Source organism: Sphingobacterium sp. CZ-2 (assembly GCF_004526235.1).
In the GTDB taxonomy this organism is placed as follows: domain Bacteria; phylum Bacteroidota; class Bacteroidia; order Sphingobacteriales; family Sphingobacteriaceae; genus Sphingobacterium; species Sphingobacterium tenebrionis.
In genome coordinates this window covers 2748349-2772574 of the sequence record NZ_CP038159.1, presented here as the reverse complement: position 1 = coordinate 2772574, position 24226 = coordinate 2748349, and the positions used below count along the sequence as shown (strand labels likewise).

Genomic DNA, 24226 nt, shown 5'->3' with positions numbered 1-24226 from the left:
AAGAATGAGATTATTGTTGCTTAGCGATCGGTTGGATGATGGATCCATCGGTAAGCTTGTCAAATCCACTGAGGATGACGCGATCACCTGCAGCGAGACCTTCAGAGACAATATATTTGTCCTTACTTTTTCCGGCCAGTTTGATGTTCCGCCTTTGTGCTTTATTGTTTTTATCGACAACAAATACAAAGGTTTTATCCTGCAGTTCGCTGGTAGCTACCTGAGGGATCTGCAACACCTGCTCTTTCACCTCTGAAATCTTTAAGGTCCCGGTACTTCCGGAGCGGAGGATATTATTCTGATTAGGGAAAGTCGCGCGTAAGGAAATCGCTCCTGTGGTTCTATCCACTTGGCCATTTACCGCATCTACCGTTCCTTTGATAGGATATTCCTCCCCATCTGCCAACACCAAGGTTACTTTGGGAAAGGTTAGGCGTTTCTGTTTATCGTAAGCTCTTCCTTCCATACTGTCCTTCTTAGCCTGCGCTTTGGAAAAATAGAGGAAGTCGGATTCGTTCATCGCAAAATAAACATATACTTCTTGAATATCGGACAGGTTGGTCAAAGGCTCTTTATCGCCTTTGCTTACTAGGTTTCCGATCCGTTTTGGAATACGGCCGATATATCCGCTCACTGGAGCTTTGATCACTGTAAAATCCTTGCTCAATTGCGCTGATCGCACCTCTGCTCTCGCTTGGTCTACCCCAGCTTTTGCTACTTGGTAATCGGATTGGGCAGCAGCCAAACGAACATCAGAGATGACTTCGTTGTCTACCAAAGGCTTCAATCGGTCTACTTCCAATTGGGCATTCTTTAATTTGGCTTCTGCTACGCGAGCACTGGCTACGGTGTTGTTCAGGTCTTCCTGATAAAAGGAAGGGTCGATCTTGAACAATCGCTGCCCCTTCTGAACGAAGGAACCTTCATCGACATAGATTTCTTGTAATAGACCTTCCACCTGCGGGCGAACTTCTACATTGACCTTTCCTTCAATGGTACCTAGATAATCTTTTACCGTAACAGCATCAGCTTGTTCTACGGTGTAAACCGGAAGGGCTAATGCTTTTGAAGAGTTTGTTTTTTCTTTTGATTTACTTTCGGAACAACTGCTGAAGATAGCCACTGAACCGATTACTAAAATGGATGCTTTTAAAATGGATAAATTGAGTTTCTTCACAATAATTAATTTGATGATGTTTGTGCTTAAAAATTCATGATGGAACTGATTCGTAATATTTTTATTACACTTCCGTATTATTAACGTGATTTTTAACAATTATTGTACCGTTTAACATTTGTTAACAGGTTAAATAATAGTTAAAGGTTGATGATTGATTGTTTAAACAACCATAACTGACTGGGAATCAGATTTTAGTTGTTAATCACGTCATTGCGAGGAAATTTGCGTCATTGCGAGGAACTATGCGTCATTGCGAGGAACGAAGCAATCTTTAACCACGTCATTGCGAGGCTCCGCGTCATTGCGAGGAACTATGCGTCATTGCGAGGAACGAAGCAATCTTCCCGCATGTCATGCTGAGCGTAGTCGAAGCATCTACATTTGGTACCCGTACAGATCCTTCGACTACGCTCAGGATGACACAGATCAAAGATTGCTCGTCGTGCCTCCTCGCAATGACGCGGCCGTACCTCCTCGCAATGACGCGGCCGTGCCTCCTCGCAATGACGAAGGCGTATCACTCCAAATACTGCCCTTGCCTAATCAGCAAGCTTCTATACTTATTAAAAACCGAAGACTTCGATACAAAGCCTAAATATTGATTATCCTTATTAACTACCGGCAATATCCACACATCATCCTTATTCATTTTTCCCATTACCCGTTCCATATTCTCCGATTCATCGATAATATCCGCTGGTTTCTGCGCCAACACCGCAAAGGTCTTATCCTTCCCTTCCGCCTCATCCAACAAAATCGAAAACAACCGCTCACTATAAATTATCCCCAACAACTTCCCCTTATCATCCACAATCGGAAAAATATTCCTCTTCGAATGTATGATATCCGATTTCCGCTGAACCGGCGTTTCTTCCGGCCTCAACACCACAAAATTAGTCTCCAGAATATACCGCAGTTTCATCATACTGATCACCGTCCGATCCTTATCCTCATAGGAAATCAAATCTCCCGACTCCGCCAACACCTTCGTATAGATCGAATGCTTCATCGCTGCCCTATTGATAAAATAGGAAATCGAAGCCACCAACATCAAAGGCACCATCAAGGTATATCCCCCTGTAATTTCTGCAATCAAAAATATCCCCGTCAGAGGTGCATGCATGACACCCGCTAATGCTCCTGCCATCCCTGCCATCACAAAGTTCGGCACATTCAATTGCACAATTCCCGTTTGGTTCACCCCAAATGCGAAAGCAAAACCCAATAAACCACCCATCACCAAACTCGGACCAAACACACCACCGTTTCCTCCCCCATTGATCGTAAATAACGCCGCAAAGGATTTTGCAAACAGCGTCAATACCGTATAACACAATACCACCCACCAGATATCCTTAAATTCTGCAAAGAGCGAATTCTTGACAATGGAATCAAAACGACCGTCCAAGATCTGCTGAATGCTGATATATCCCTCTCCATATAAGGCCGGAAACATAAAGATCATCAAGCCCAAACTGATCCCCGAAATCCAAACCTTATTATACGGATTCTTGATCTTCCCGAACCAATTCTTGACCATCTGACTGGTTTTAGAAAAGTAGATCGTAAAAAGTCCGATCAACACGGCCAGAATCAGGTAAAAGAAGATAGACTCGACCTCCCAGCCCGTAGTCGTGGTATGAAACAACGGCTCACTGTATAAGATCCTCGAAACAACCGCAGCCAATGCCGAGGAGATTAAAAGCGGGATAAATACCGGAATGGAAAATTCAGATAATAGGATCTCGATGGCAAAGATCATCCCTGCCACAGGGGAATTAAAAGCGCCCGAAATCCCTGCTGCAGCACCACAAGCCAGCAACATGGTAACCTCTTTATAGCTCAATCCGAAGAAACGACCGATATTGGATCCAATTGCTGATCCGCTATAGGCAATCGGCGCTTCCAAACCGGAAGAACCTCCAAAACCCACAGTAACCGCACTGGTAATAATTTGGGAATAGATATTATGAATGGAGATTCGGCTGGACTTTCGTGAGATGGAATAGATAATCGGTGTGATACCATGCTCCAGCTTTTTATCCTTTATAAATTTCCGAACATAAACAACCGAAAGGAAAATACCGATCAATGGAAAGATCAAGTATAATCCATACTTATAGTGCCATTCAATATCGTCCTGAAGGGTCGATGCAATAAAATGGGTAAGTCCTTTTAACAATGCCGCTGCCAATCCCCCAACAATACCCACCAAAAAAGCCAATACAATAATAAAATTCCGATTGGAAATTTTTTGCATTCGCCATTTATTGATGTATTCCAGTTTTCTCAGCAGCTTTTCTCGCATGTTATCAGCATTTAACTGCAAATATAGAAACTATGTATCGGAAAGCCTTATAAATCCCTATTGGAATTATCGAAATGGAAACTGAATGGAAACTTTAAATCGATGTCCATCTTCTTTTACCTCAAAACGATGCGAATCAGGAAAATTATAGACGAGCACTGATTTAATATATTGATGTCCAATACGAAAACTTCCACCCTCTTGAAATGGAATTTTTCCATTTTTCAGATTTTCTACCTCCAATACAATCTCCCCATTTTTCTGTTCCACCCAGAATTGAACGGGATGCTGTTTGTTCTGATAATCGGCATACTTCATGATATTCTCGTATAGCGTCAATAACATATTCTTCGGAATCTGTACATCCATTACGGCAGGATCAGCATGGAAATCCACAAAACATTCCTGATTGAATCTTAATGTATTCAAGGCATGTAAATTATGGATGTATTTCCATTCATCAGCTAAACGGACGAAATGATCAGTGCCAGTCGTCCGGATGCCATAATTCCATACCTCATCTAATAATTGAAAAGATTGATGAATAGCTTGGTCCTCTTCCTTTTCCGATTCTTTAATCAAATATTGGAGAGTTTTTGGAAAAAAACTATGGGAAACTTGTAATCGCATCGACCTCATCTTTTCCTCTAGGATATTATTCTCCAATTGTTGCTGAAGCAATTGGTCTTCCAGCATGCTCTTCTCTGTTTTCCGGTTCATTCGGTAATACCAAAAAAAGCTGGCAATAAATGCGATTTGGAGGTACCTTTGGGATCCGAAAAATAAAAAGCTCCAATAGTTATCGAAAGTTAATACCGTTTCAAAATTAAAGGTTTGAAGAAACCATACGGTAACCAATCTTAGCAGGCAAAAAAGGAAGAAAAAACTTAGAAAATAGAGGATTACCCAACCTATTTTGGGGTTTTTATGATTTTGAGGAAATAGGTAGAATACCCCTAAGTACAGCATCGAATAATCGACTATTAAGGACAATGCATAATCCATCCTAAACCCGGTTAACCCCATTGAAATCTTAGCGATATAGAGTTCTAAGAGGCCATAAACGAGCCAAAACAATACATGAAATAGGATGTACTTTCTTTCCATTCCCTAACCAATCGTAAACTTTTTTAAGTGGACCATGAAATCATTCTTGAACGCATTTCCAATAGGAATTTCTACATCATCATCGATCAGCTTTATCCGATTCCCAGATAAGGATTCGAAAAAATCGAGGTTAATGATAAATGATTTATGAACTTGAATAAATTTGGAAGCAGGAAGATTTTTCAACAATTCCTTCATCGTCAGTAAGGTGATCAATTTATCTTTCTTGGTCTGCATGCTTACATAATTTTTCAGACCTTCTATAAATTTGATCTCCGAAAAAGTTAATTTGACCAATTTATCCCGGTCCGTTTTCACATAGAAAAAGTCCTCTTCTACCGGTTGTTTTTCGTGGGGGATTTTCTCTAAGGCTTTCAAAAAACGATCAAATGCAATCGGCTTTAACAGATAATCTATTACCCCTAATTCATAAGACTCAATGGCATAAGTGGAAAAGGCGGTTGTAAGAATGACATGTTTGATCGGCTAAGCTTTCATAAAATCGATCCCTGAAATGCTACGCATGTTTATATCCAAAAAAACAACATCAATCTTTTCTGTTTTCAACAACATGACGGCTTCCAATGGATCATGAAATGTCCCTAACACGTTTATATAGGATATTTTTTTACAATATGCCTCTATGACATCGATAGCATGTTGTTCATCATCAATAATTATACAATTCATTTGATCATATTCGTATAGTTAAGAGTAAGCTCCTTTTCCCCACTTACCTGACATACAATTTCCCCATGTTCCTTATCCAGATCATTGATTTGAAAGGAGAACAAAAAGCTTGGTATGCTTGGATGATAGGGATGAAGGACTTTCTCCAGCATGGATATAAGTAGATAGGGAGGAATGATTACCTCTTTAATTTCACTGTTGTTTTCTATGTTTAACTGTAAATCATTTCCAGTTTGTAAACGATAAATAGCCATTACTTTTTCCAGTTGATGAATTTCCTCGCTCAAAGTAACAAGTTGTTTGGTACCACCTGTTTTAAGCATATAACGTAGAGAATCAGAAACAGATAAAATGGTCTGACTAATATTCGGATTGTCCGATGCAATCGTTCTGGAGAACATAAAGTTCAGGGTATTGAAAAGAAAATGTGGATTTATTTGTGCCTGCAGACTATTTATTTCCGCTTGAAGCATCACGGTCCTTAATTGTTGAAGTTCCAATTTCTTCAAATCCCTTTTATATCGGTTATGTCGGTAAGTGGTAAAATACCATAATCCTGCAGCATATAAAACATAAACAATAAACCTATAAAGATGAATGATAACGAAATTAAAGGAAATCGCTGGGCTAACCGCCACATTAGCCATCCTATTGGAAAAATAAGTGGTAACCCCATATTTCCAGGCGAGAAAGAGCAGGAAAATCATCATTCCCCGAATAACCATATTCCCGATAGATTTTTCCTTCAAATAACTTGGAAAAACGAAGCCAATAAAAAGATAGGCAAATAAGGTATTGCTCCATAAATTGATCACATGTTGGCTGGTAATCGTTACGCCAGCAAGTGCGACATTCCCAATTTCCAGCCCCCATATTAAGAACCATAAACCGAGGTGTAAACCAATTTTACCCAATTTATTCGTCATCCCATTTCCTACGTTCATCAGTCAAATAGTTCCATTGGTGTATTAATTTATAATATGAAATCTTTTCTGTTAAAATTTGAGATCAATACGATTGCGTTCGGTTATAAACGCCTTGCAAGATAATTAAACTCTAACATTAATTGAAAATTAAAACCATATGAATTATCCGAAATCAAAACTATTGATAATAATTGTTCTGGGTTTGTTACTAGGCTTATATTCAGTAGCAAATGCGCAAAACCTGAGAAAAGGAAAACTTATAAACAAATCAAACGAAGTCATTCCCTACGTCACGATACAGTTGGTAGATTCTGCCCAGAAAATAATAGATTATGCTATAAGTGATGAGCGGGGCGAATTTCAGATTCAACTGGAACGACCTAACGCGAAACAATTACAGATTACGGCGGTTGGGTATGAAAAGCTCATACAGGAAATCGCTACATTGGAGAGTAACAATCCGTTAGTTCTCATGTTGAATGCTGCTTCCCAAACGAGCATACAAACAATCACCGTTACTGGCCGAAAACCTACTGTTGAGGCTAAATTGGGTAAGACAATTTTTAATGTGGAAAATACGCCATTGGTGCAGACAAGTTCCGCTATTGACCTATTGGGCAAAGCTCCTGGAGTTTTTGTAGATATGCAACAGGAAAGTGTGAAACTTCAAGGAAAAAAAGTCCTTTTCTTGGTAGATGGCAAAAGAACCTATCTCGAGGGCAACCAAGTTTATCAATACCTCAACAATTTTCAGGGAGGAACCATCGAAAAAATAGAACTTATCCATTCTCCTTCTGCAAAATATGAAGCGGCTGCCGTAATCAATATTATCACCAAAAAAGATAAGAGCCACGGTTGGAATACCGTACTTTCCACCACTGCTGGCTATGGACAACAACCCGATGTAAAGGGCAGTGGGACTTTTAATTATAGAAACCAAAAAATAGCCTTCTCTACTTCCTTGGGCGCCAATTTTGATAAATCTCCTGTTCAGGGAACTACGGAACAACGTGCAGATAATTATTCCCTATTCCAAGAATTTCATTCCCTTTCCAAAAACAATTCTTCCTACGGAAAATTTTCATTAGACTATTTCCTGAACAAGAAAAACACATTAGGATTGGTATATAGTAAAAATACGGGCAATAAACTTTCGGATCAGCTTAGTGAGAGCCAGCGAAATGAACTAGAAAACGGGCTAAAGATTTTCAATGATCATAATACAGGAGATGTTCATCATAATCGAGATTTATTAAGTTTCAATTATACCAATACCTTTTCAGAAAGCAGCAAGTTGATGTTTAATTCAGACTATGCCTGGAGCAACAATTTGGGAGACAATAGATACCAGACAAGCCTAAACCAACAGGTCTATAGAGATCGTTTAAATAACCTTGACCTGGATAACAAAGTCCTTTCCATGACCTTGGATTATGAAGATCTTTTGTGGAAAAAATACGCATTGGAGGTCGGCGCTAAATTAACAGATATTCAAACCGATAATTTCAATCGATTTGAAACCTTAACCGATAGCCAAAACCAAATCCCAACGCTCCAAGAAGACAGGTTTCAATATTCTGAAAATGTAACTGCCGCATACCTGGACTTAAGTACGGCATTCTCAGAAAAGTTCTCTGCTCAATTGGGGTTGAGGGCTGAACATACCCAAACAACAGGAAAATCCATCAGCACCAATCTGATTCATAAACAATCTTATTTTGATCTATTACCAAAAGTCAATCTAAACTATGCGCTAAATAAAAACCATAATCTCTCCTTGGGTTATTCCAGGAGCATTGATCGACCTAGTTTTAGAACCCTCAACCCCTTTCGGTACTATAGTGATATTTACAGTGCATCCGAAGGAAATCCTTATCTAAAACCTTCCTACACACAATCTATCGCGCTACAGCATTTTTTTAAAAGCAAATACATGTTCACCTTGGCTTATATGGAAAATAGAGGTGACCACAATGTATACTACGATCGAGATGAGGATGTGATTGTCAGTAAATATGAGAATTATGGGTTAACATCTGCGTGGATGGCCTCCGCTTATATCCCTGTTGCCTTTACAAAATGGTGGAATAGTACTTTACAGGTCCAAGTTGCTCAATTGAATATCAGGAAGGATGATTTCCAAAAAAGTGGTCCAGCCTTCTCGTTCAACAGTTCTTCTTCTTTTAAGCTTCCGAAAAAATACATGGCAGAATTGAGTCATCAATTTTCCTATACCTCCACTATGGGTATCTATGAGGTCGCGCCAATCTATTCTTTCAACGTATCATTTTCCAAGAGCTTTCTGAATAACCAGTTAGCTGCAAAAATTCAAGGGGTAGATTTGTTCAGTCTTTATAGATGGCATGCTAAGACTATCCAAAACGGGATTTTCTATGAAAACAAAAATCGCGGTCGTGGAGCGATGTACTTCCTCAGCCTAACCTATAAATTGGGGAAAACGACTGTGAAAGGTTCAACTGCAAAAAGCAAAGCTATTGAAAATGATCAGGACCGCATGAACTAGCTTAAATGAAGAAGCTTGCAAAGGGAAAAAAATCGTATTTTTGGGATGAATTAAAATCTTATACTATGTTTAAAATCCTAAAAGTCGGTGTTCTATCGGCCATTTTAGCTGCTGGTGTTTTTAATTACTCAGCCATTCCTGATGAAGGGATGTTCCCCTTGAGCGAATTGAGCAAGGCTGGCCTTAAAAAAGCCGGTTTAAAAATCAGCGAAAAAGACATTTATAATCCTGGAAGTATCGGCTTGGTTGACGCCTTGGTGCAGGTTAGCGGTTGTTCCGGTTCCTTTGTATCAGCAAACGGGTTGATCATCACCAACCACCACTGTGCTTTCAGCGCGGTGCAATTGGCTTCCAGCCCTGAACACAATTACCTGGAGAATGGTTTTGTCGCCAACTCCCATGAGCAGGAAATTGAGGCTAAAGGATTGACCATCCGGATCACCGACTCCTACGAGGATGTATCCAAAGAAATCCTGGATGCGGTTTCCAATATTACCGACCCGGTACAGCGAATCGATATCATCAATAAGAAACGTGTGGAACTTGCCAAACAAGCAGAAAGTAAGGATCCAAGCATCAAAGCTGAAGTATCGGAAATGTTCATCGGAAAAAGCTATGTGCTGTTCCGTTATAAGACCATTGAGGATGTTCGCTTAGTGTATATTCCACGTCAGGATATTGGAGAGTTTGGTGGGGAAACCGATAACTGGGTTTGGCCTAGACATACAGGAGATTTCTCTTTCTTACGTGCTTACGTAGGCAAGGATGGAAAATCAGCTAAATATTCGAAAGACAATGTGCCTTATCAACCTAAAAAACACTTGAAAATCAATCCTAAAGGGGTGTCAGAAAACGATTTTGTTTTCATTTTGGGTTATCCAGGACGTACTTTCCGTCATCGTCCTTCCCAATACTTGGAATACCAACAGCAATTTCTATTGCCATATACCTCTAACTTGTATGATTTCCAGAACCAACAGATGATGTTGGCCGGAAAGGATGATAAAGCCACTGAATTGGAATTGGCAACACGCATTAAAAGAAATGCCAATACCATGAAAAATTACCGTGGTAAACTGAAAGGCTTAAGGAATATCGACTTGGTGAATACCAAGAAAAAGGAAGATGCCGAACTAACGGAATTCATCAATAAGAATGCGGAACTGAAAGCGCAATATGGAACGTTGATGCAGGATATTGACAAGCATTACCAATTGGTTTTCCAAGATGCGGAAAAAGAGATGTGGTACAACCAGATTTATGGAGGTATCCGTTTATTGCAAGCGGCGAGAATGGCTAATTCCTTTAAGGAGGCCTTGATGCAACAAGGAACGGCCAATAATCGTCAGGAGATGTTTGCAAATAATGTAGAAAATTTCAAGAAGCAAATGGATCCTTTTTACGAGGCCTATAACCTGAATGTGGATAAATCCATCGCTTCTTATATGTTTGCTCAGGCTACGCAATTAAAGGATGGAAATGCTTTGCCTTTTGTGGCTAACCATAGGTTTGCATCTGCTGATGCGGCAAGTGGGTATATCAATAAGGCGCTTGATGAGACGGCATTGAGAAATAAGGAGCAGTTTTATAGCCAGGTGTTGAAAGATGCCAAAACCTTCTTAGCATATTCTGATGAATTGATGAAGTTCCAAGAGGAATTGAACAAGGAGATGAAACCATTTGCGGAGGAACAAAAACGTCGCGAAGGAAATTTGAATAAGTTGATGGCGGATTATGTAGCGGTGAAAGAGAAGTTCCAATCCAAGAATTTTATTCCGGATGCAAATTCGACATTGCGTTTGACGTTTGGGAATATTAAGGGGTATAGTCCTGTTGATGCGACTTATATGGAACCATTTACGACTGTCCGTGGATTGATCGAAAAAGGAAATTCTGGTGATCCGGAGTTTAGGTATCCAGCTGCTATTAAGGAGAATTGGTTGAGCAAGAATTTTGGAAATTATTTCAAAAAGGAGATCAATGATGTTCCGGTGAATATTCTTTATAATATGGATACCACTGGTGGAAACTCTGGCTCGCCTATTATGAATGCGTATGGAGAATTGATCGGGGTGAACTTTGATAGAGCTTATGATGCGACAATTAATGACTTTGCCTGGAATGAAGCTTATAGTAGATCTATTGGGGTTGATATTAGGTATGTGTTGTGGATCGCGGATAAAGTGGATAACGCGCAGTTTATTATTAAGGAATTAGGGGTTAAGAATTAAACCGTCATTGCGAAACGGCGTCATTGCGAGCCCTGCGTCATTGCGAGGAACGAAGCAATCTTTACACTAATCGAAAGATTGCTTCGTCCTACCTCCTCGCAATGACGGTAAAACTCCTCGCAATGACGTAAAAAAAAAGCCGATGCATGCATCGGCTTTTTCAGTTAAAAATATATAATTTGGATTTGGATTCTACTTAATTTATTTGGATTCTAACTTTTTCCACTTCCACCTTAAGGCTTCGCCTTCGAAATCTTTTCTGAGTACGGCAAATACATCGGCAAAGCAGCCGAGCCATACCAAGGATAAATACTATACCCCAACAAACCAGCCTTAACTGCAGGATCAGTATCCACCACAGCTTTTGCCTCTTCCATATCCTTCAGATTCTGAAGTATAAATATCCCCCTAAATTGGTCCGTATTTTTTCCAAAAGGACCAGCAACAACCAATTTACCATCCTTCACCAACTTTCCCATATTATCCATATGGCCTCGGAATCCCGTATTAATAAATTCCTTGTCAGTAGTCTTATTCTCTCCGGTCTTCAGAACCACCAAAAAGTAATTCTTCATCCCATAATCATCAGCACCCAATGATTTCGCCAAGTTTTCATCATAACTCTCCCCCACCGAAGCATTATTCGCACCATGCTCAACAATTTCCTTCCCAAGATTAGCATTCTTCACCTTTCCCATCTTATAGGAAAACTGCTTTTCACCACCCGATACCGTCACCTTCATACTATCCGAACCCAACTTCTGATAACTGATCACCTTTGGAAAAGAATGCTTCGCATTCACAAAAGTATATGTATCACCTACCAGGCTCCCTTCAAAGGAAATCCCTTTGCCTTGATTCTGATTAAGCACGGTCGCTTTATAAATCAAACCTTTCCCTTCAACAGATAGATCCAGGTACTCACTCACCAACATCTCTCCCCCATCCAATACCTGATAACTAAAACCCTTCAGATTACCATCCTGATTCCGATCCCAATGTTCAAAGAGCGGCTTGCCTTCCTGTTTCCAGGTTCCTAAAAGGAAAGTGGGCATTTGCGCCTGTATAGATCCTCCTAAAAGGATCAAAAAAAAGATTAAGCTCAGCTGTTTCATAAAAATTAGATTAACATACAAACCTAATTAAAATCAGCCAAGCTTAATCCTAAAAATTCCTAATTATGCAAAAGTAGGTTCTGCGGTAGAATATTCATGAATGAACCATTCCACCATTTTCACCATCTTATCACTTCCGATGATCAACGGCACCCGTTGGTGCAATTCTTCCGGCATAATATCCAGAATAGGCATCAATCCGGTCGATGCACGACCACCTGCCTGTTCAGCAATAAAAGCCAAAGGATTACATTCATACATCAACCTTAACTTTCCGTTCGGATAAGCCATGGTATCCGGATACAGGTAAATCCCTCCCTGAATCATATTCCTATGGAAATCTGCCACTAAAGAACCGATATACCTGGAGGTATAAGGTCTTTGGGTTTCCTTATCCATATCCTTACAGTATTGCAGGTATTGTTTGATTGCCGTAGAGAACTGGTTATAATTACTTTCGTTCACCGAATAGGTCCTACCCGTAGATGGGATACGCAGATTCGGATGTGAAAGACAAAATTCACCGATCGAAGGATCCAAGGTAAATCCATTCACCCCTTTACCTGTAGTATACACCAGCATGGTCGAAGAACCATAGATGATATATCCCGCAGCCACCTGCTGTCTACCAGTTTGCTCAAAGTCTGCCATGGTCAAAGGACCTTCCGGACTCACGCGCTTGAAAATGGAAAAGATCGTACCGATGGAAACATTGGCATCAATATTTGATGAACCATCCAAAGGATCAAAATAAACCATATATTTCCCCACCGGATAGAATGTCTGATGGGTCAGATCTATACCTTCTTCGTGTTCTTCAGAAGCTAAATAACAACAATCACCCACTTTTTCCAGGGCATCCATGAAATGTTGATCGGCAAAGACATCCAGTTTCTGCTGTTCTTCACCTTGCACATTCTGTTTACCCTGTTTTCCAAGGATATCCGCCAAACCAGCCTTGTTAACCTCACGGTTAACCATTTTTGCCGCTAAGGATATCGCCTGCAAAAGATGGGTAAATTCACCTTTTGCTGTTGGAAACTTGGATTGTTGTTTACTGATGAATTGTTCTAAGGTTTGTATTCCCATGTTCTTTGTCTTTTACCCCTATTTCACTGCTTCCACTGGAACATATTGGGCATAATTTTCATCGAACATGCCTTTTAATTTATTGGCCATTTCATCATAACCTTCCGGGTTAGCCCACATCTTTTTCGGATTCAAAAGATTCTCCGGAATACCAGGACATTCCCTTGGCATCTGTAGACCAAATACCGGATGTTCTTCATAACCTGCATCACAAAGATGGCTTTCTATCGCTGAACGGATCAATTGACGGGTATAAGCCAATTGAATACGTCTGCCGACACCGTAAGGACCAGCAACCCAACCGGTATTCACCAACCATACTTGGATAGTTGGATCTTCTTCCAATTTCTGCTTCAACATCTCTGCATACTGCATTGGGTGCAATGGTAAGAATGCTGCACCAAAACAAGCCGAGAATGTAGCTGTAGGTGTCTGAACCCCCATCTCAGTTCCCGCAACTTTCGCGGTATACCCATTGATGAAGTAGAACATCGCCTGCTCCGTCGTCAATTTAGAGATCGGAGGCAATACACCAAATGCATCCGCACTTAGGAAGAAGATATTTTTAGGTGCTGCACCGAATCCCGTAGGGTTTACATTATCCAAGAATTCGATTGGATAAGAAGCACGCATATTTTCGGTGATACTGCGATCGTTATAATCGGCATCGCGCGTACCAGGTTTAAAATTCACATTCTCCAATAAAGCGCCAAAACGGATCGCTTTATAGATCTGAGGCTCATGTTGGTAAGTCAGGCCAATCGTTTTGGCATAACATCCACCCTCAAAGTTGAACACTTCCGATTTTGTCCATCCATGCTCATCATCACCGATCAACAAACGACCCTCATCAGAGGATAAGGTAGTTTTTCCGGTTCCTGATAAACCAAAGAACAACGCTGTGTCTTTATCTTTACCCACGTTGGCCGCACAGTGCATGGTCAATACATTGTGTTTTAAAGGCAGGTAATAATTTAGTGCACTAAATATACTTTTCTTGATCTCTCCTGTATAGGCTGTACCGATGATCAGGATGATCTGTCTGGAAAGGTCTAAGATCACGCAGTGGGAAGTAGGTAATCCCAAGGCTTCAAAATCTTCTACCTGCAATTTTGAGGCTACCAGAACGGTCCAATCAATCTGTCTCTGCTCATTCACATCTACATTGATAAACATATTGTTTACAAAGATGTCCTGACAAGGCTTCTCGGTCACTGTCAATACTTGTTGAGCATAAGCCTTATGGTTACATGCCTGTACAGAACGGACATATAAAGGAATATCCGATAGGTACAAAGTAACCCTTTGATACAACAGGTCGAATAATTCGGTGGTAACAGGCTTATTAACCTTACCCCAATTTACGGTTTCGGCAGTTAAACTGTCCTTAACCAAAAAACGAGACTCTGGTGATCGTCCCGTAAATTTCCCTGTCTCAAAGCTTAATGCTCCACTATCAGTAAGAGAAGCTTCCTGTTTTCGAATGGCGTGTTCGACCAATTCCGCAACCGGTAATTGAAAATAAACCGGACCAACGGGCCGAATTCCCATTGCTTCCAGTTGTGTACTGATTAAGTTTGTCATATATAGGCATTATTTTGCGAACAAAGCTAGGGATATTTTTAGCTTTAAAAAAAGCAAATTTAGCATATTGTAAGAAATACACATATTTAACTAACTGTATTACAGCGCATTATTTTTCATAATTTAAGTAACATAAATTTAGCAACATTTGGAGAAAATAATTATCAAAAACAGGCACCTGCGTTTAAATGCAATAGAGGCACTTTTTACCGATTATGGGTCTTATTAAAGGATTTATGGTACTTTTTCTGATTTTCATTTCGCTCAATTTGTAGCTAGATTGCCAATGCTAAAAATTTTTGACAAAATAACCTAACATATTGACAAAATATGTTTATATCATGCGATTTTTTCTCAATATATGCAGCGCAAACTTTGCGTAGTTTTTCCCCCTCAATTTGTCTAATACATGTCAGAACATCTATCTCGTGGGTCTGATTATCAAAAAATTGTCATTATGTAACTTGGGTACTTTTTTATTTCCGAAATAAGTATGTTATTTGCATAACTTTTTGAACAAATATGGTCAAAAGTCAAAAAGTAAATATTATGAAAACTTACTTTACGCAGTTCGGCTTACTCATCGGCATGCTCCTCTCCTTCCAGCTGGGATGGTCACAGGAAATGTTACTTATCAAGGGAAAGGTTTCCAATGCAGATACCTATACCGCCATTCCTTATGCATCGATCACAGTAGTAGGTGGACCCAAAAACCTGGGCACCACGACCAATGAAAAGGGCGAGTACAGCTTAAAGGTGCCAGCCAACTATACCTCCATTAAAATTTCCTATGTGGGTTTCAATACCGAAGAATACCCCCTGAGCAAAGAGGCCGAACAACAGATCCGGGTGATGTTATTTCCTTCCAATAGTATTGAGGAAGTGGTGGTTACTGCTCCCAAAAGGGTTAAATATTCCAACAAGAACAATCCTGCCGTAGAATTGATACGCAAAGTGGTGGAACACCGTGATCAGAACAGATTGACCGGACAGAAATTAGCTGAATTTGACCAGTATGAAAAGATCAGTCTTGGTTTGAGCAATCTGGACAATAAATTCAAGGATAAAAAGATCTTCAAGAACTACCAGTTCTTATTTCAGGAAGATGATTCATTGGATAACAATTACGTATTACCTGCCTATATGGAGGAAAAATTCTCTAAGGTATATTACCGTAAAGATCCAAATGCCAAAAAACAATATGTATTGGCAGAACGTAAGGCTGAATTCGATCCCAAATTTGTGGATAATGATGGGTTGAGCAAATACTTCAATCGGCTTTATGATGAAGTGGAGATCTATGACAATAACATCTCGATTTTAACCAATCAGTTTTTGAGCCCTATTGCCAACTCTGCTCCTACATTCTATCGTTTTTATATAACAGACACCATCAAAACGATATCGCCGATGTTGGTAGAATTGAGTTTCTATCCAAGAAATAAAGCCGATCTGCTGTTCAAGGGAAAACTATATGTAACCTTGGACGGGAATTATGCCGTTCAAAGTGCGCAGATGACCATCAATAAGGATGCGAATGTGAACTTTGTCAGGGACCTGAATATCGAATTGGGATTCAAGAAAAATGCAGACAATAAATTTTACCTGACCAAATCCAGTTTGGGTATTGATTTCGCCCTGACCGAAAAAGGGAAAGGGATTAAAGGGAAACGGGTAGTGCTGATCGATAAGTATGAAAATGGCATCGAAAGGCCTGACAGCATCTATGCGGTTCCGGACGTATATATTGCCAAACAAGAAGCGGTAGAGGAACAGGAAAAAGAGGAAAGCTATTGGGCTACCTTACGTCCTGAACCGCTGCAGAAATCGGAAAGCATCATCTATCAGAACATAGATAGCTTACAACGTATGCCTTCTTTCCGCACCTTTATGGATGTGGCAGCCTTGGTATTTTCCGGCTATAAACAGGCTGGCCCTGTCGAAATCGGTCCTGTCAACACCTTCTACTCCTATAATCCGGTGGAAGGTTTCCGCCTCCGTGTAGGTGGTAGAACAACAGAACAACTGAGCAAACGCTTTTTCATGGAAGGATATGGTGCATACGGATTTGAGGATAAGAAATGGAAATATTTCCTGAGCGGAACCTATTCCCTGAACAATAAATCGGTTTACACCTTCCCACAACATTATATCCGGGTATCAGCATCATACGATACCAAAATCCCTGGTCAGAACCTGGAATTCATCCAGGAGGATAATGTATTGCTATCCTTCAAACGTGGTGAGAACCAGAGCTATTTATACAATGAAGTCTATCGCGTAGATTATAAAGCAGAATTCAGCAATAACTTTTCGGTTACAGCTGGATTGGGTACCTGGAACCAGAATCCTGCTGGGGTATTGGCTTATCGGATGCCGCAGGCTGATGGGACTTTCCAACGCATCAACTCCTTGAAAAGCACGGAATTCAATGTGGGATTACGTTATGCCCCCAAAGAAGAATATTACCAAGGAAAATTATACCGCACCCCTTTGTTCAATAAGTATCCTATTTTTAACCTGAACTATACCGCAGGGATAAAGGATCTTTTTGGAGGGGAATACAACTACCATACGATCAACGCAGGCGTGTTCAAACGGTTCTACCTGTCGCAATTGGGTTATGCGGATGTGAATGTGGATGGTTCATACACCTTTGGCGACAACCTGCCGTTCCCGGTATTGAACATACATCGGGCAAACCAGACCTATGCCTATCAATTGAACTCCTATAACCTGATGAACTTTATGGAATTTATTTCCGATCATCATGCTTCCTGGAATGTACAATATTATATGAACGGCTTTATCTTCAACAAGCTACCATTGATCAAAAAATTGAAGATCCGTGAGGTATTCAGTTTCAAAGGGGTCTATGGTGGATTGCGGGACAGCAATAACCCAAGCCTGAACAACACTATCTATGCTTGGCAAACGAACAGCAAAGGCGAGCAATCTTCCTTTACGTTTAACGACAAGCCATATATGGAAGTCTCAGCAGGTGTTTCCAACATCTTCAAGATCCTGCGGGTAGACGTGGTCAAAAGACTGAACTACCTGGATAATCCGGAGGCTCCGGAATGGGGAATCCGTGCAAGGATCAAATTTGATTTTTAATTTCATTTTATTAGTTTTTCATAGTTGATACCATTTTAAGGAGGTTTTCGCAAGAAATCCTCCTTTTTTTTGGAGGATTCTCGATTTTGAACACATAAAGTGAAATAATTTCTTGGAATAGAAATTCCTATGCTTTACATTTGTGCCGTTATTGATATGAAGATCACTCGCACATACCATCACTGTTTCCATCATCGCCATTGTGGCGATAGATAATAGTATGGCTTCTACGTGGAGCGAGTAATTCCCCTGGATCTTTATTGGTATTAATAATTTACACACAACAAAAACCATCATTGTGAAAAATCTTAAAATTGCTATCCAAAAATCGGGTAGATTAAATGAAAAATCCGTTCAACTCCTAAAAAACTGTGGACTTGACTTCGAAAATTATAAAAGTTCTCTGATCACTACCGTCTCTAATTTCAACCTGGAAATCCTTTTTTTAAGAGACGACGATATTCCTGGATATGTGGAACAGGGCATTGCCGACTTGGGGATTGTAGGCGAAAATGTGATTGATGAAACCCAAGCAAAGGTGCAGTACCTGCAACGATTGGGTTTTGGCCGATGCAGTTTGAAGCTCGCGATTGCCAAAGACTCCAGCATCGATAGATTAGAAGACCTGAACGGCAAATCCATTGCTACCTCCTACCCCAACATCCTAAGAAACTTCCTGAACGAATATAAGATCAATGCCGATATCCAAGAGATCTCCGGATCGGTTGAAATCGCACCTGGATTAGGCTTGAGCGATGCGATCTGTGATATAGTATCGACCGGTGGGACCTTGAAGAGCAATGGGCTGAAACCCTTTGCGGATGTTCGCAGCTCGGAAGCGATCTTGATCGGTCGTGAAGGATTGGAGGAAAACCCGATCATCTGTGAATTGTTACAACGGGTACAGTCGGTATTACGCGCGAAGGAGACGAAGTATGTGGTATTGAATGTGGAGAAGAAAAATCTGGAGCAGATCACGGCGCTTTTGCCGGGTGTGAAGAGCCCTACGGTGGTTCCATTGGCCGAAGAAGGTTGGGTGGCAGTACACACTGTTATTTCGGAGGATGATTTTTGGGATAAAATCAATAAATTGAAGGCCTTAGGCGCACAAGGGATTGTGGTGATGCCAATCGAAAAAATTATCATGTAATATGATTTAATAAAACAGCTAGGATGATAAAGACCTATTTTTATAAAGATATAGAAGCCGAGCAGCTTCAAAAGCTTATCGACCGCAACACGGATCCAAACCATGCGATCCAGGACACGGTTCTGCAGATCATCGAGGAAGTGAAAACAAGTGGTGATGAGGCTTTGAAATCCTATGCGAAGCAGTTCGATAAGGTGGACTTGGAGAAATTGTACTTGGATGCTTCGGATATCGAGGAACTGGCCATGACCATATCCCGGGATCAGATGCGGGCCCTGGAGATTGCTTTCCAGAATATCCATAAGTTCCACCAATCGCAAATGAAACGGGAGCGTGTGGTGGAAACCATGCCTGGAGTGAAATGTTGGCGTGAGGTAAGGCCTATTGAGAAGGTTGGTCTTTATATCCCTGGAGGCTCAGCCGTATTGCCGAGTACCTTATTGATGCTGGGGATTCCGGCAAGGATTGCCGGCTGTAAGGAGATCGTAGTCTGTTCGCCTCCGCAGAACAATGGAAAGATCAATGGCTTTGTGGCCTATTGCCTGAAGTTGTTGCGTATTGACCGGATTTATCTGGTTGGTGGTGCGCAAGCGGTAGCTGCGATGGCGTATGGAACGGAAAGTATCCCGAAGGTGAATAAGATTTTCGGACCTGGGAACCAGTTTGTGACAAAGGCCAAGAGCATGATTCAGGGCATGACGGATGTGAGTATTGATATGCCGGCCGGACCATCGGAAGTATTGGTAATTGCGGATGAATTGGCAAACCCGGCTTTTGTGGCGGCGGATCTGTTGGCGCAGGCGGAACATGGCAGTGATAGCCAATCGATTTTGGTGTGTCTGTCGGAGGAATTTGCGCAAGCGGTGGAGAAGGAAGTGGAAGTGCAATTGCAGGTGCTGCCTAGGCGAGCATTGGCGGAAGAGGCCATGAACAATTCATATATTATTGTAGCAGAGTCCTTGGAGGAAGCGATGAAGTTTTCGAATTTGTATGCACCGGAGCATTTGATTCTGGAGACGGAGGAATGGAAACCATTGGTTAATAGGGTGCTGAATGCGGGATCTGTATTTTTGGGAAATCTGACGCCTGAGAGTGCGGGTGATTATGCTTCCGGAACGAACCATACTCTACCGACATCGGGTTATGCAAGGTCTTATTCGGGGGTTTCGGTGGATAGTTTCGTGAAGAAGATTACTTTTCAGCATATTTCGGAGGAAGGATTGCAGCATATTGGATCTACTGTGGAGATCTTGGCGGAGTTGGAGGGTTTGCAGGCGCATAAGAATGCAGTGAGTATACGGATGAAGTAGGTTAGATTTTTTTGATTTGTAGAGGTTTTAGACCGGATATAAAAATGGCTAGGTGTTTTAAAAGACCTGGCCATTTTTTATTTTTTGGTAAGGGGGTTTTTATTTTTTGGTAAGGGAATTTTTATTATTTGCTAAACTGTTTTTTATTATTTGCTAAACTATTTTATATTTTTTTGGCAAGGTATATTTTATCTTTTACAAGAGATATTTTATTTTTTGGCAAGCGGTTTTTTATTTTTTGGTAAGCGATTTTGTTTGAAATCCTGGCCTTAAAATTACCTATTGGGTACGGGGTGCAAGTAAGGTGTAAGTGACATGTAAGTGAGGTGTAAGTGCCTTTACATACTTACACCATACTTGCATGTTGCTTACAAATTGCAAACACCTCGAAGCCTATTTGGCATCGAGGTGTATGCTTTATTAATTCTATTATTTTTGTTTAGAATTGTTATTTCTTTTTAGCAGATTTCTTACTGCCTTTTCCGACAATCTTTTGGTAGATGTCTGCAAAAGCTTCTTTCAGTTTTTTCATGGTCTTGCCGTCTTGCTTAGATTTTTTAGCCACTTTTTTAACTTCCGATTTTTTAACTTTTGCCTTTTTATTTGATGCTTTTTTCGAGTCTAGTTTTTTGAGGTCAGATTTGTTAGATTCTACTTTTTTGGAATCTTTGACCTTAGCATCTTGCTTTTTGGAATCTAGCTTTTTGGAATCGTCTTTCTTTGCTTTTCCGGTTTTATCGTCCTTGCCCTTCTTATCCTTTTTCTTACCTAACTCCATTTCTTTGTAGAGTCTATCTTCTTTCTTCGCGTTTTTCTTAGATTTATCGCCCTTACCTGGTTTTTCCTGTACCGATTTGTTGGTTGGAACTTCTTCTTTGTAAGATGCTTCTTTTTCTATCTTGGTCGACTCTGTAGGAGATGGTTTTACAGGTTTTGAAGCTGATGTTGAAGGAGATGTTGAAGGAGATGTTGAAGCTGGTTTTGCAGCTGGTTTTGAAGCGGCTGGCTTAGCTGATGCAGCCTTTGAAGCGGCTGGTTTAGCTGTTGTTGGCTTAGCTGTTGTTGATTTTGTTGTGGTTGTTTTTGTTGTGGTTGTTTTTGCAGCAGTTGGTTTTGTTGTGGTTGTTTTTGCAGCAGCTGGTTTTGTTGCAGCTGGTTTTGCAGCTGTTGAACTGGAAGCCGCAGGCTTTCTGGCTGAAGTCCTTGTTGAAGCAGCTGTTTTGGTAGCTGTTCCTGCAGGTGCAGTAGGTCTTGTTGGTTTTATTCCTCCCTCATCAGACTTGCGTGCTCTTTGGTTTTCTGCTTCTCCGTCACCACCATGCTCTTCTACAGGAGCTGGAACTGGAGTTGTTGTGTTGCTACTTGAATTAGCAGGTTTTGCAGGAGTTGTTTTTGCAGTTGCAGGCTTTCTTGTGCCTGGCTGATTTGCTGTTGTTTTCGCAGCAGGCTTAGCCGTTGCTTTGGCAGCTGGTTTTGCAGCTGTCGTTTTTTCGTTATTTTCCGCTGAAGTTGGTTTTGTTTCAGTTGTTGGATTATTTGGTTCTGCCATTTTTCGGATTATTAATGTAGTAAATTGTTTTCTAAAATTTTTAATTAAAAAGGCTTTTGATGCTAGCTATGTAGCTGAGGCCTAGCTTAAAACTATTAATATAACGATTTTGTTTTCAAAAACGGGTATAATTAAACTATTTATAATTTTTCCAATCAAAGATTATGCGTAAATTTGTAGTCCTACATAACATGGGGTCGACCGGAATTGACAGGATAGCGATGGTTATGTAAGCATGCAGTGCATTGTTAGTCTAGCACTTAAATCTGAACTTTCAACTTTATAACTGGCGAAGAAAACTACGCCTTAGCTGCTTAAGTTAGACTTAACATAGCTATTTGTCCCGTTAGATCCTGTTCTTTGGTCTAACAACAGGGGCATCGAACGATAGAACTGGTCATTGGGACGCTGCTAAACAGTGACGAGATACAGCAGATACGGAGAACGGTATAGGTAAGCGACTCACCTTCCCTCTCCCGACAATTAAAGAGAAGCTAAGCATGTAGAAAGCGTAAATCATACTATGTTTGGACGAGGGTTCGAATCCCTCCGGCTCCACAAGAGTATTAACTAAAGAGGTAATTATCCATTAATTACCTCTTTTTTATTTTACATGGTCACGAATTTGGTCACGATTAAATTTTATGGAGTTTCTTTTACCAAGGAATAATTGATTCGAATAGATGTCCAAAAATTTCCTCAGGAAATAAGTTTCATGCTATAAACCAATTTGTTCCAGTTTCTGTTTAAAAATTTCAAGAAACCCAACTTTGAATTCTTCAGTTAAAAAGCTTTTAGCAATAAAATCATGTACCTTATCTGTTTGCGTTGAAAAGTCTTTATAAATGTTATCACGAACCAATTCCGATAAGCCTAAGCTTAAAGCAAATTGATCAAAATCCGTTTTCTTAATTTTACGCTTTCTTCCACCTAATGTCAAAGCTAAATCATCCTTATCTGCTGGATAGATAAGATTTACATTTAACAAATCATAAGCTGGACTTAATAATATACCTTTCTCTGTATGCATCAAAGAAAAATTCTTTAAATGCATATCGTTATTTCCTGTCAGAAAACTGAATAACACCAATCTAAAATATTTTATCGCATCCAATCCTGAGTTAGTAGCAAATTGCTTTATAACTTTTCCTACCCGTTCATATGAGCCATTGTATTTTTGTTCTGTCAGTAATTCTGAAAGTTGACATAAGTCTTCTACGTGAATTTTCTTCTGTTTTTGACGATCAAAACGCTTTGTTAAATAAGCAAATTCTCCAGAAGTGGTCTTGATTAGTGTATGCTCTGCGGTTTCAATTTTAAATAATTTAGCTAAATGCATAGTCAGATCCTCTACCTCAGGCATAAAAGGAAAATCTGTCGACTGTGGTTTCAATATATAATCCCCCCAAAGACCAACAACGGTTAATCTTTTATTTCCTTTTTCTCCATGTAAACTAAGGGAAATTTTTGGCTGAACTCCAGTTAAAGCCAGCCTTTCACTGACCGCAATTTGAGCAAGTTTATTCAATTTCTCTTTATCTAAATCGAGAACAGGAAAATTAGTAGTTCCAAAAAACCTTTTAGAACAATTAGGATGATAATCACCTTCTTCTACGGGATTATAGCAGTACAAACAATTAGCCATTTTGCTCCCCCTCCATCGGATATACAGATACTGCACCAATAGTATCTCTACATAAATTAATGAGTAACTCGAATCGGTCCCTTGGATTCAATTTCCAATATTTTTCTCCTATTTCTAATAGCCATCCTTCAGGAATGAGACCGTCAAAGAAAGGAAATAAAACTTTACTTTGATAAATTTGTGGGGACAATGGCATTGTCAAACTAATCGATTTCGGATCAGATGAATTCAAGTATTCTTCATCATAATAGAACGTAAATCCACCATCTGCTTCAGCCAAATATCCTGCTAATTTATCTTGATAATATATTTTAGCTCGACGTGCCATCAGTCTCTACTTTTTTCAATTACCCCAACTTCTTTCCCAAACAAGGATAACACATCATTCACTTTATCTAAACGAAGCGTCTTTTTACCTTGCTCTAAATCTCGTACGAAACGTAATCCTACCCCTGCATTTAATGCCAAATCCTCCTGCGTTAACTTGAGTTCCTTTCGCTTTTGTTTTACAAATTGCCTTAGTGAATTCATAATTATACCTTTTCTGATATAAAAATAGGTAAATATTAATTGATTATACTATTTCGGGTATAAAATATTAGCATAATCCATAGCTATCCCCATTATTTAATAGCCAATCCTTAGATTTAAAAAACAGGAATCGACAAAGTATTTCGCATTAGTAATTTAGAAGGTTTAAA

At 40.0% G+C, this 24226-nt stretch carries 18 protein-coding genes and 1 other RNA gene; 6 read left to right on the top strand and 13 right to left on the bottom strand.

From position 1 onward, the window contains the following. Window positions 1-10 precede the first annotated feature (10 nt). From E3D81_RS12235 to E3D81_RS12210, 6 genes are all read right to left on the bottom strand, one after another. Complete coding sequence (locus tag E3D81_RS12235) at window positions 11-1177, bottom strand: efflux RND transporter periplasmic adaptor subunit (protein WP_245153212.1); 1167 nt, start codon at window positions 1175-1177, stop codon at window positions 11-13. Between the two features lie 520 nt (window positions 1178-1697). Beyond that, window positions 1698-3488 carry a chloride channel protein gene (locus E3D81_RS12230; protein ID WP_134777573.1) on the bottom strand — a complete coding sequence of 597 codons (1791 nt, stop codon included), beginning with the start codon at window positions 3486-3488 and terminating at the stop codon, window positions 1698-1700. Window positions 3489-3554: 66 nt separating this feature from the next. After that, window positions 3555-4208, bottom strand: a complete 654-nt coding sequence (locus E3D81_RS12225; RefSeq protein ID WP_134777572.1) for a hypothetical protein — start codon at window positions 4206-4208, stop codon at window positions 3555-3557. Window positions 4209-4598: 390 nt separating this feature from the next. Then, window positions 4599-4973: a LytR/AlgR family response regulator transcription factor gene (locus E3D81_RS12220; protein ID WP_167554286.1), complete on the bottom strand. Its 375-nt coding sequence runs from the start codon at window positions 4971-4973 to the stop codon at window positions 4599-4601. 108 nt (window positions 4974-5081) lie between these two features. Beyond that, on the bottom strand, window positions 5082-5285 hold the full coding sequence (locus tag E3D81_RS12215; RefSeq protein ID WP_134777570.1) for a LytR/AlgR family response regulator transcription factor: 204 nt from the start codon (window positions 5283-5285) through the stop codon (window positions 5082-5084). Next, window positions 5282-6229, bottom strand: coding sequence for a sensor histidine kinase (locus tag E3D81_RS12210; protein WP_134777569.1), 948 nt, complete (start codon window positions 6227-6229; stop codon window positions 5282-5284). The genes E3D81_RS12215 and E3D81_RS12210 overlap by 4 nt, the downstream gene beginning before the upstream one ends. Window positions 6230-6368: 139 nt before the next feature. Between E3D81_RS12210 and E3D81_RS12205 the strand changes: the two genes are divergently transcribed. Together E3D81_RS12205 and E3D81_RS12200 are read left to right on the top strand one after the other, a co-directional pair. After that, a complete protein-coding gene (locus E3D81_RS12205; protein ID WP_134777568.1) occupies window positions 6369-8735 on the top strand; it encodes a TonB-dependent receptor domain-containing protein in 2367 nt (788 codons plus the stop codon). A 65-nt stretch (window positions 8736-8800) separates the two neighbouring features. Next, window positions 8801-10966, top strand: coding sequence for a S46 family peptidase (locus E3D81_RS12200; RefSeq protein WP_134777567.1), 2166 nt, complete (start codon window positions 8801-8803; stop codon window positions 10964-10966). A 233-nt stretch (window positions 10967-11199) separates the two neighbouring features. Here the strand turns inward: E3D81_RS12200 and E3D81_RS17400 are convergent, their stop codons facing one another. From E3D81_RS17400 to pckA, 3 genes are all read right to left on the bottom strand, one after another. Then, on the bottom strand, window positions 11200-12081 hold the full coding sequence (locus tag E3D81_RS17400) for a DUF6265 family protein (RefSeq protein WP_209023063.1): 882 nt from the start codon (window positions 12079-12081) through the stop codon (window positions 11200-11202). A gap of 63 nt (window positions 12082-12144) precedes the next feature. Next, window positions 12145-13170, bottom strand: coding sequence for a class 1 fructose-bisphosphatase (gene fbp / locus E3D81_RS12190; RefSeq protein WP_134777566.1), 1026 nt, complete (start codon window positions 13168-13170; stop codon window positions 12145-12147). A gap of 18 nt (window positions 13171-13188) precedes the next feature. Then, window positions 13189-14754 carry a phosphoenolpyruvate carboxykinase (ATP) gene (gene pckA / locus E3D81_RS12185; RefSeq protein ID WP_134777565.1) on the bottom strand — a complete coding sequence of 522 codons (1566 nt, stop codon included), beginning with the start codon at window positions 14752-14754 and terminating at the stop codon, window positions 13189-13191. 549 nt (window positions 14755-15303) lie between these two features. On the opposite strand from pckA, the gene E3D81_RS12180 reads away from it, so the two are divergent. The 3 genes from E3D81_RS12180 to hisD all read left to right on the top strand — a co-directional run bounded on the left by E3D81_RS12180 (window position 15304) and on the right by hisD (window position 20331). Continuing rightward, complete coding sequence (locus tag E3D81_RS12180) at window positions 15304-17871, top strand: DUF5686 and carboxypeptidase-like regulatory domain-containing protein (protein WP_134777564.1); 2568 nt, start codon at window positions 15304-15306, stop codon at window positions 17869-17871. Window positions 17872-18169: 298 nt separating this feature from the next. Then, window positions 18170-19021 (top strand): ATP phosphoribosyltransferase, encoded by an 852-nt coding sequence (hisG, locus tag E3D81_RS12175; RefSeq protein ID WP_134777563.1) that lies wholly within the window; start codon window positions 18170-18172, stop codon window positions 19019-19021. A 23-nt stretch (window positions 19022-19044) separates the two neighbouring features. Then, window positions 19045-20331: a histidinol dehydrogenase gene (gene hisD, locus E3D81_RS12170; protein ID WP_134777562.1), complete on the top strand. Its 1287-nt coding sequence runs from the start codon at window positions 19045-19047 to the stop codon at window positions 20329-20331. A 448-nt stretch (window positions 20332-20779) separates the two neighbouring features. On the opposite strand, the gene E3D81_RS12165 is transcribed toward hisD, so the two are convergent. After that, complete coding sequence (locus E3D81_RS12165) at window positions 20780-21880, bottom strand: hypothetical protein (protein WP_134777561.1); 1101 nt, start codon at window positions 21878-21880, stop codon at window positions 20780-20782. 193 nt (window positions 21881-22073) lie between these two features. On the opposite strand from E3D81_RS12165, the gene ssrA reads away from it, so the two are divergent. Next, window positions 22074-22441: a transfer-messenger RNA gene (gene ssrA / locus E3D81_RS12160) on the top strand. A gap of 157 nt (window positions 22442-22598) precedes the next feature. Here ssrA and E3D81_RS12155 read toward each other — a convergent pair. Genes E3D81_RS12155 through E3D81_RS12145 form a run of 3 tightly spaced genes read right to left on the bottom strand, consistent with a single transcriptional unit; the run spans window position 22599 to window position 24056 of the window. Further along, entirely contained in the window at window positions 22599-23525 is a 927-nt protein-coding gene (locus tag E3D81_RS12155) for a HipA domain-containing protein (RefSeq protein ID WP_099367309.1), read from the bottom strand. After that, the gene (locus E3D81_RS12150; protein WP_099367308.1) at window positions 23518-23853 is read right to left on the bottom strand and encodes a HipA N-terminal domain-containing protein; all 336 of its coding nucleotides are present in this window, start codon (window positions 23851-23853) and stop codon (window positions 23518-23520) included. Before E3D81_RS12150 ends, E3D81_RS12155 begins: the two co-directional genes overlap by 8 nt. Further along, entirely contained in the window at window positions 23853-24056 is a 204-nt protein-coding gene (locus tag E3D81_RS12145; RefSeq protein WP_099367307.1) for a helix-turn-helix transcriptional regulator, read from the bottom strand. The genes E3D81_RS12150 and E3D81_RS12145 overlap by 1 nt, the downstream gene beginning before the upstream one ends. Between the last annotated feature and the right edge of the window lie 170 nt (window positions 24057-24226).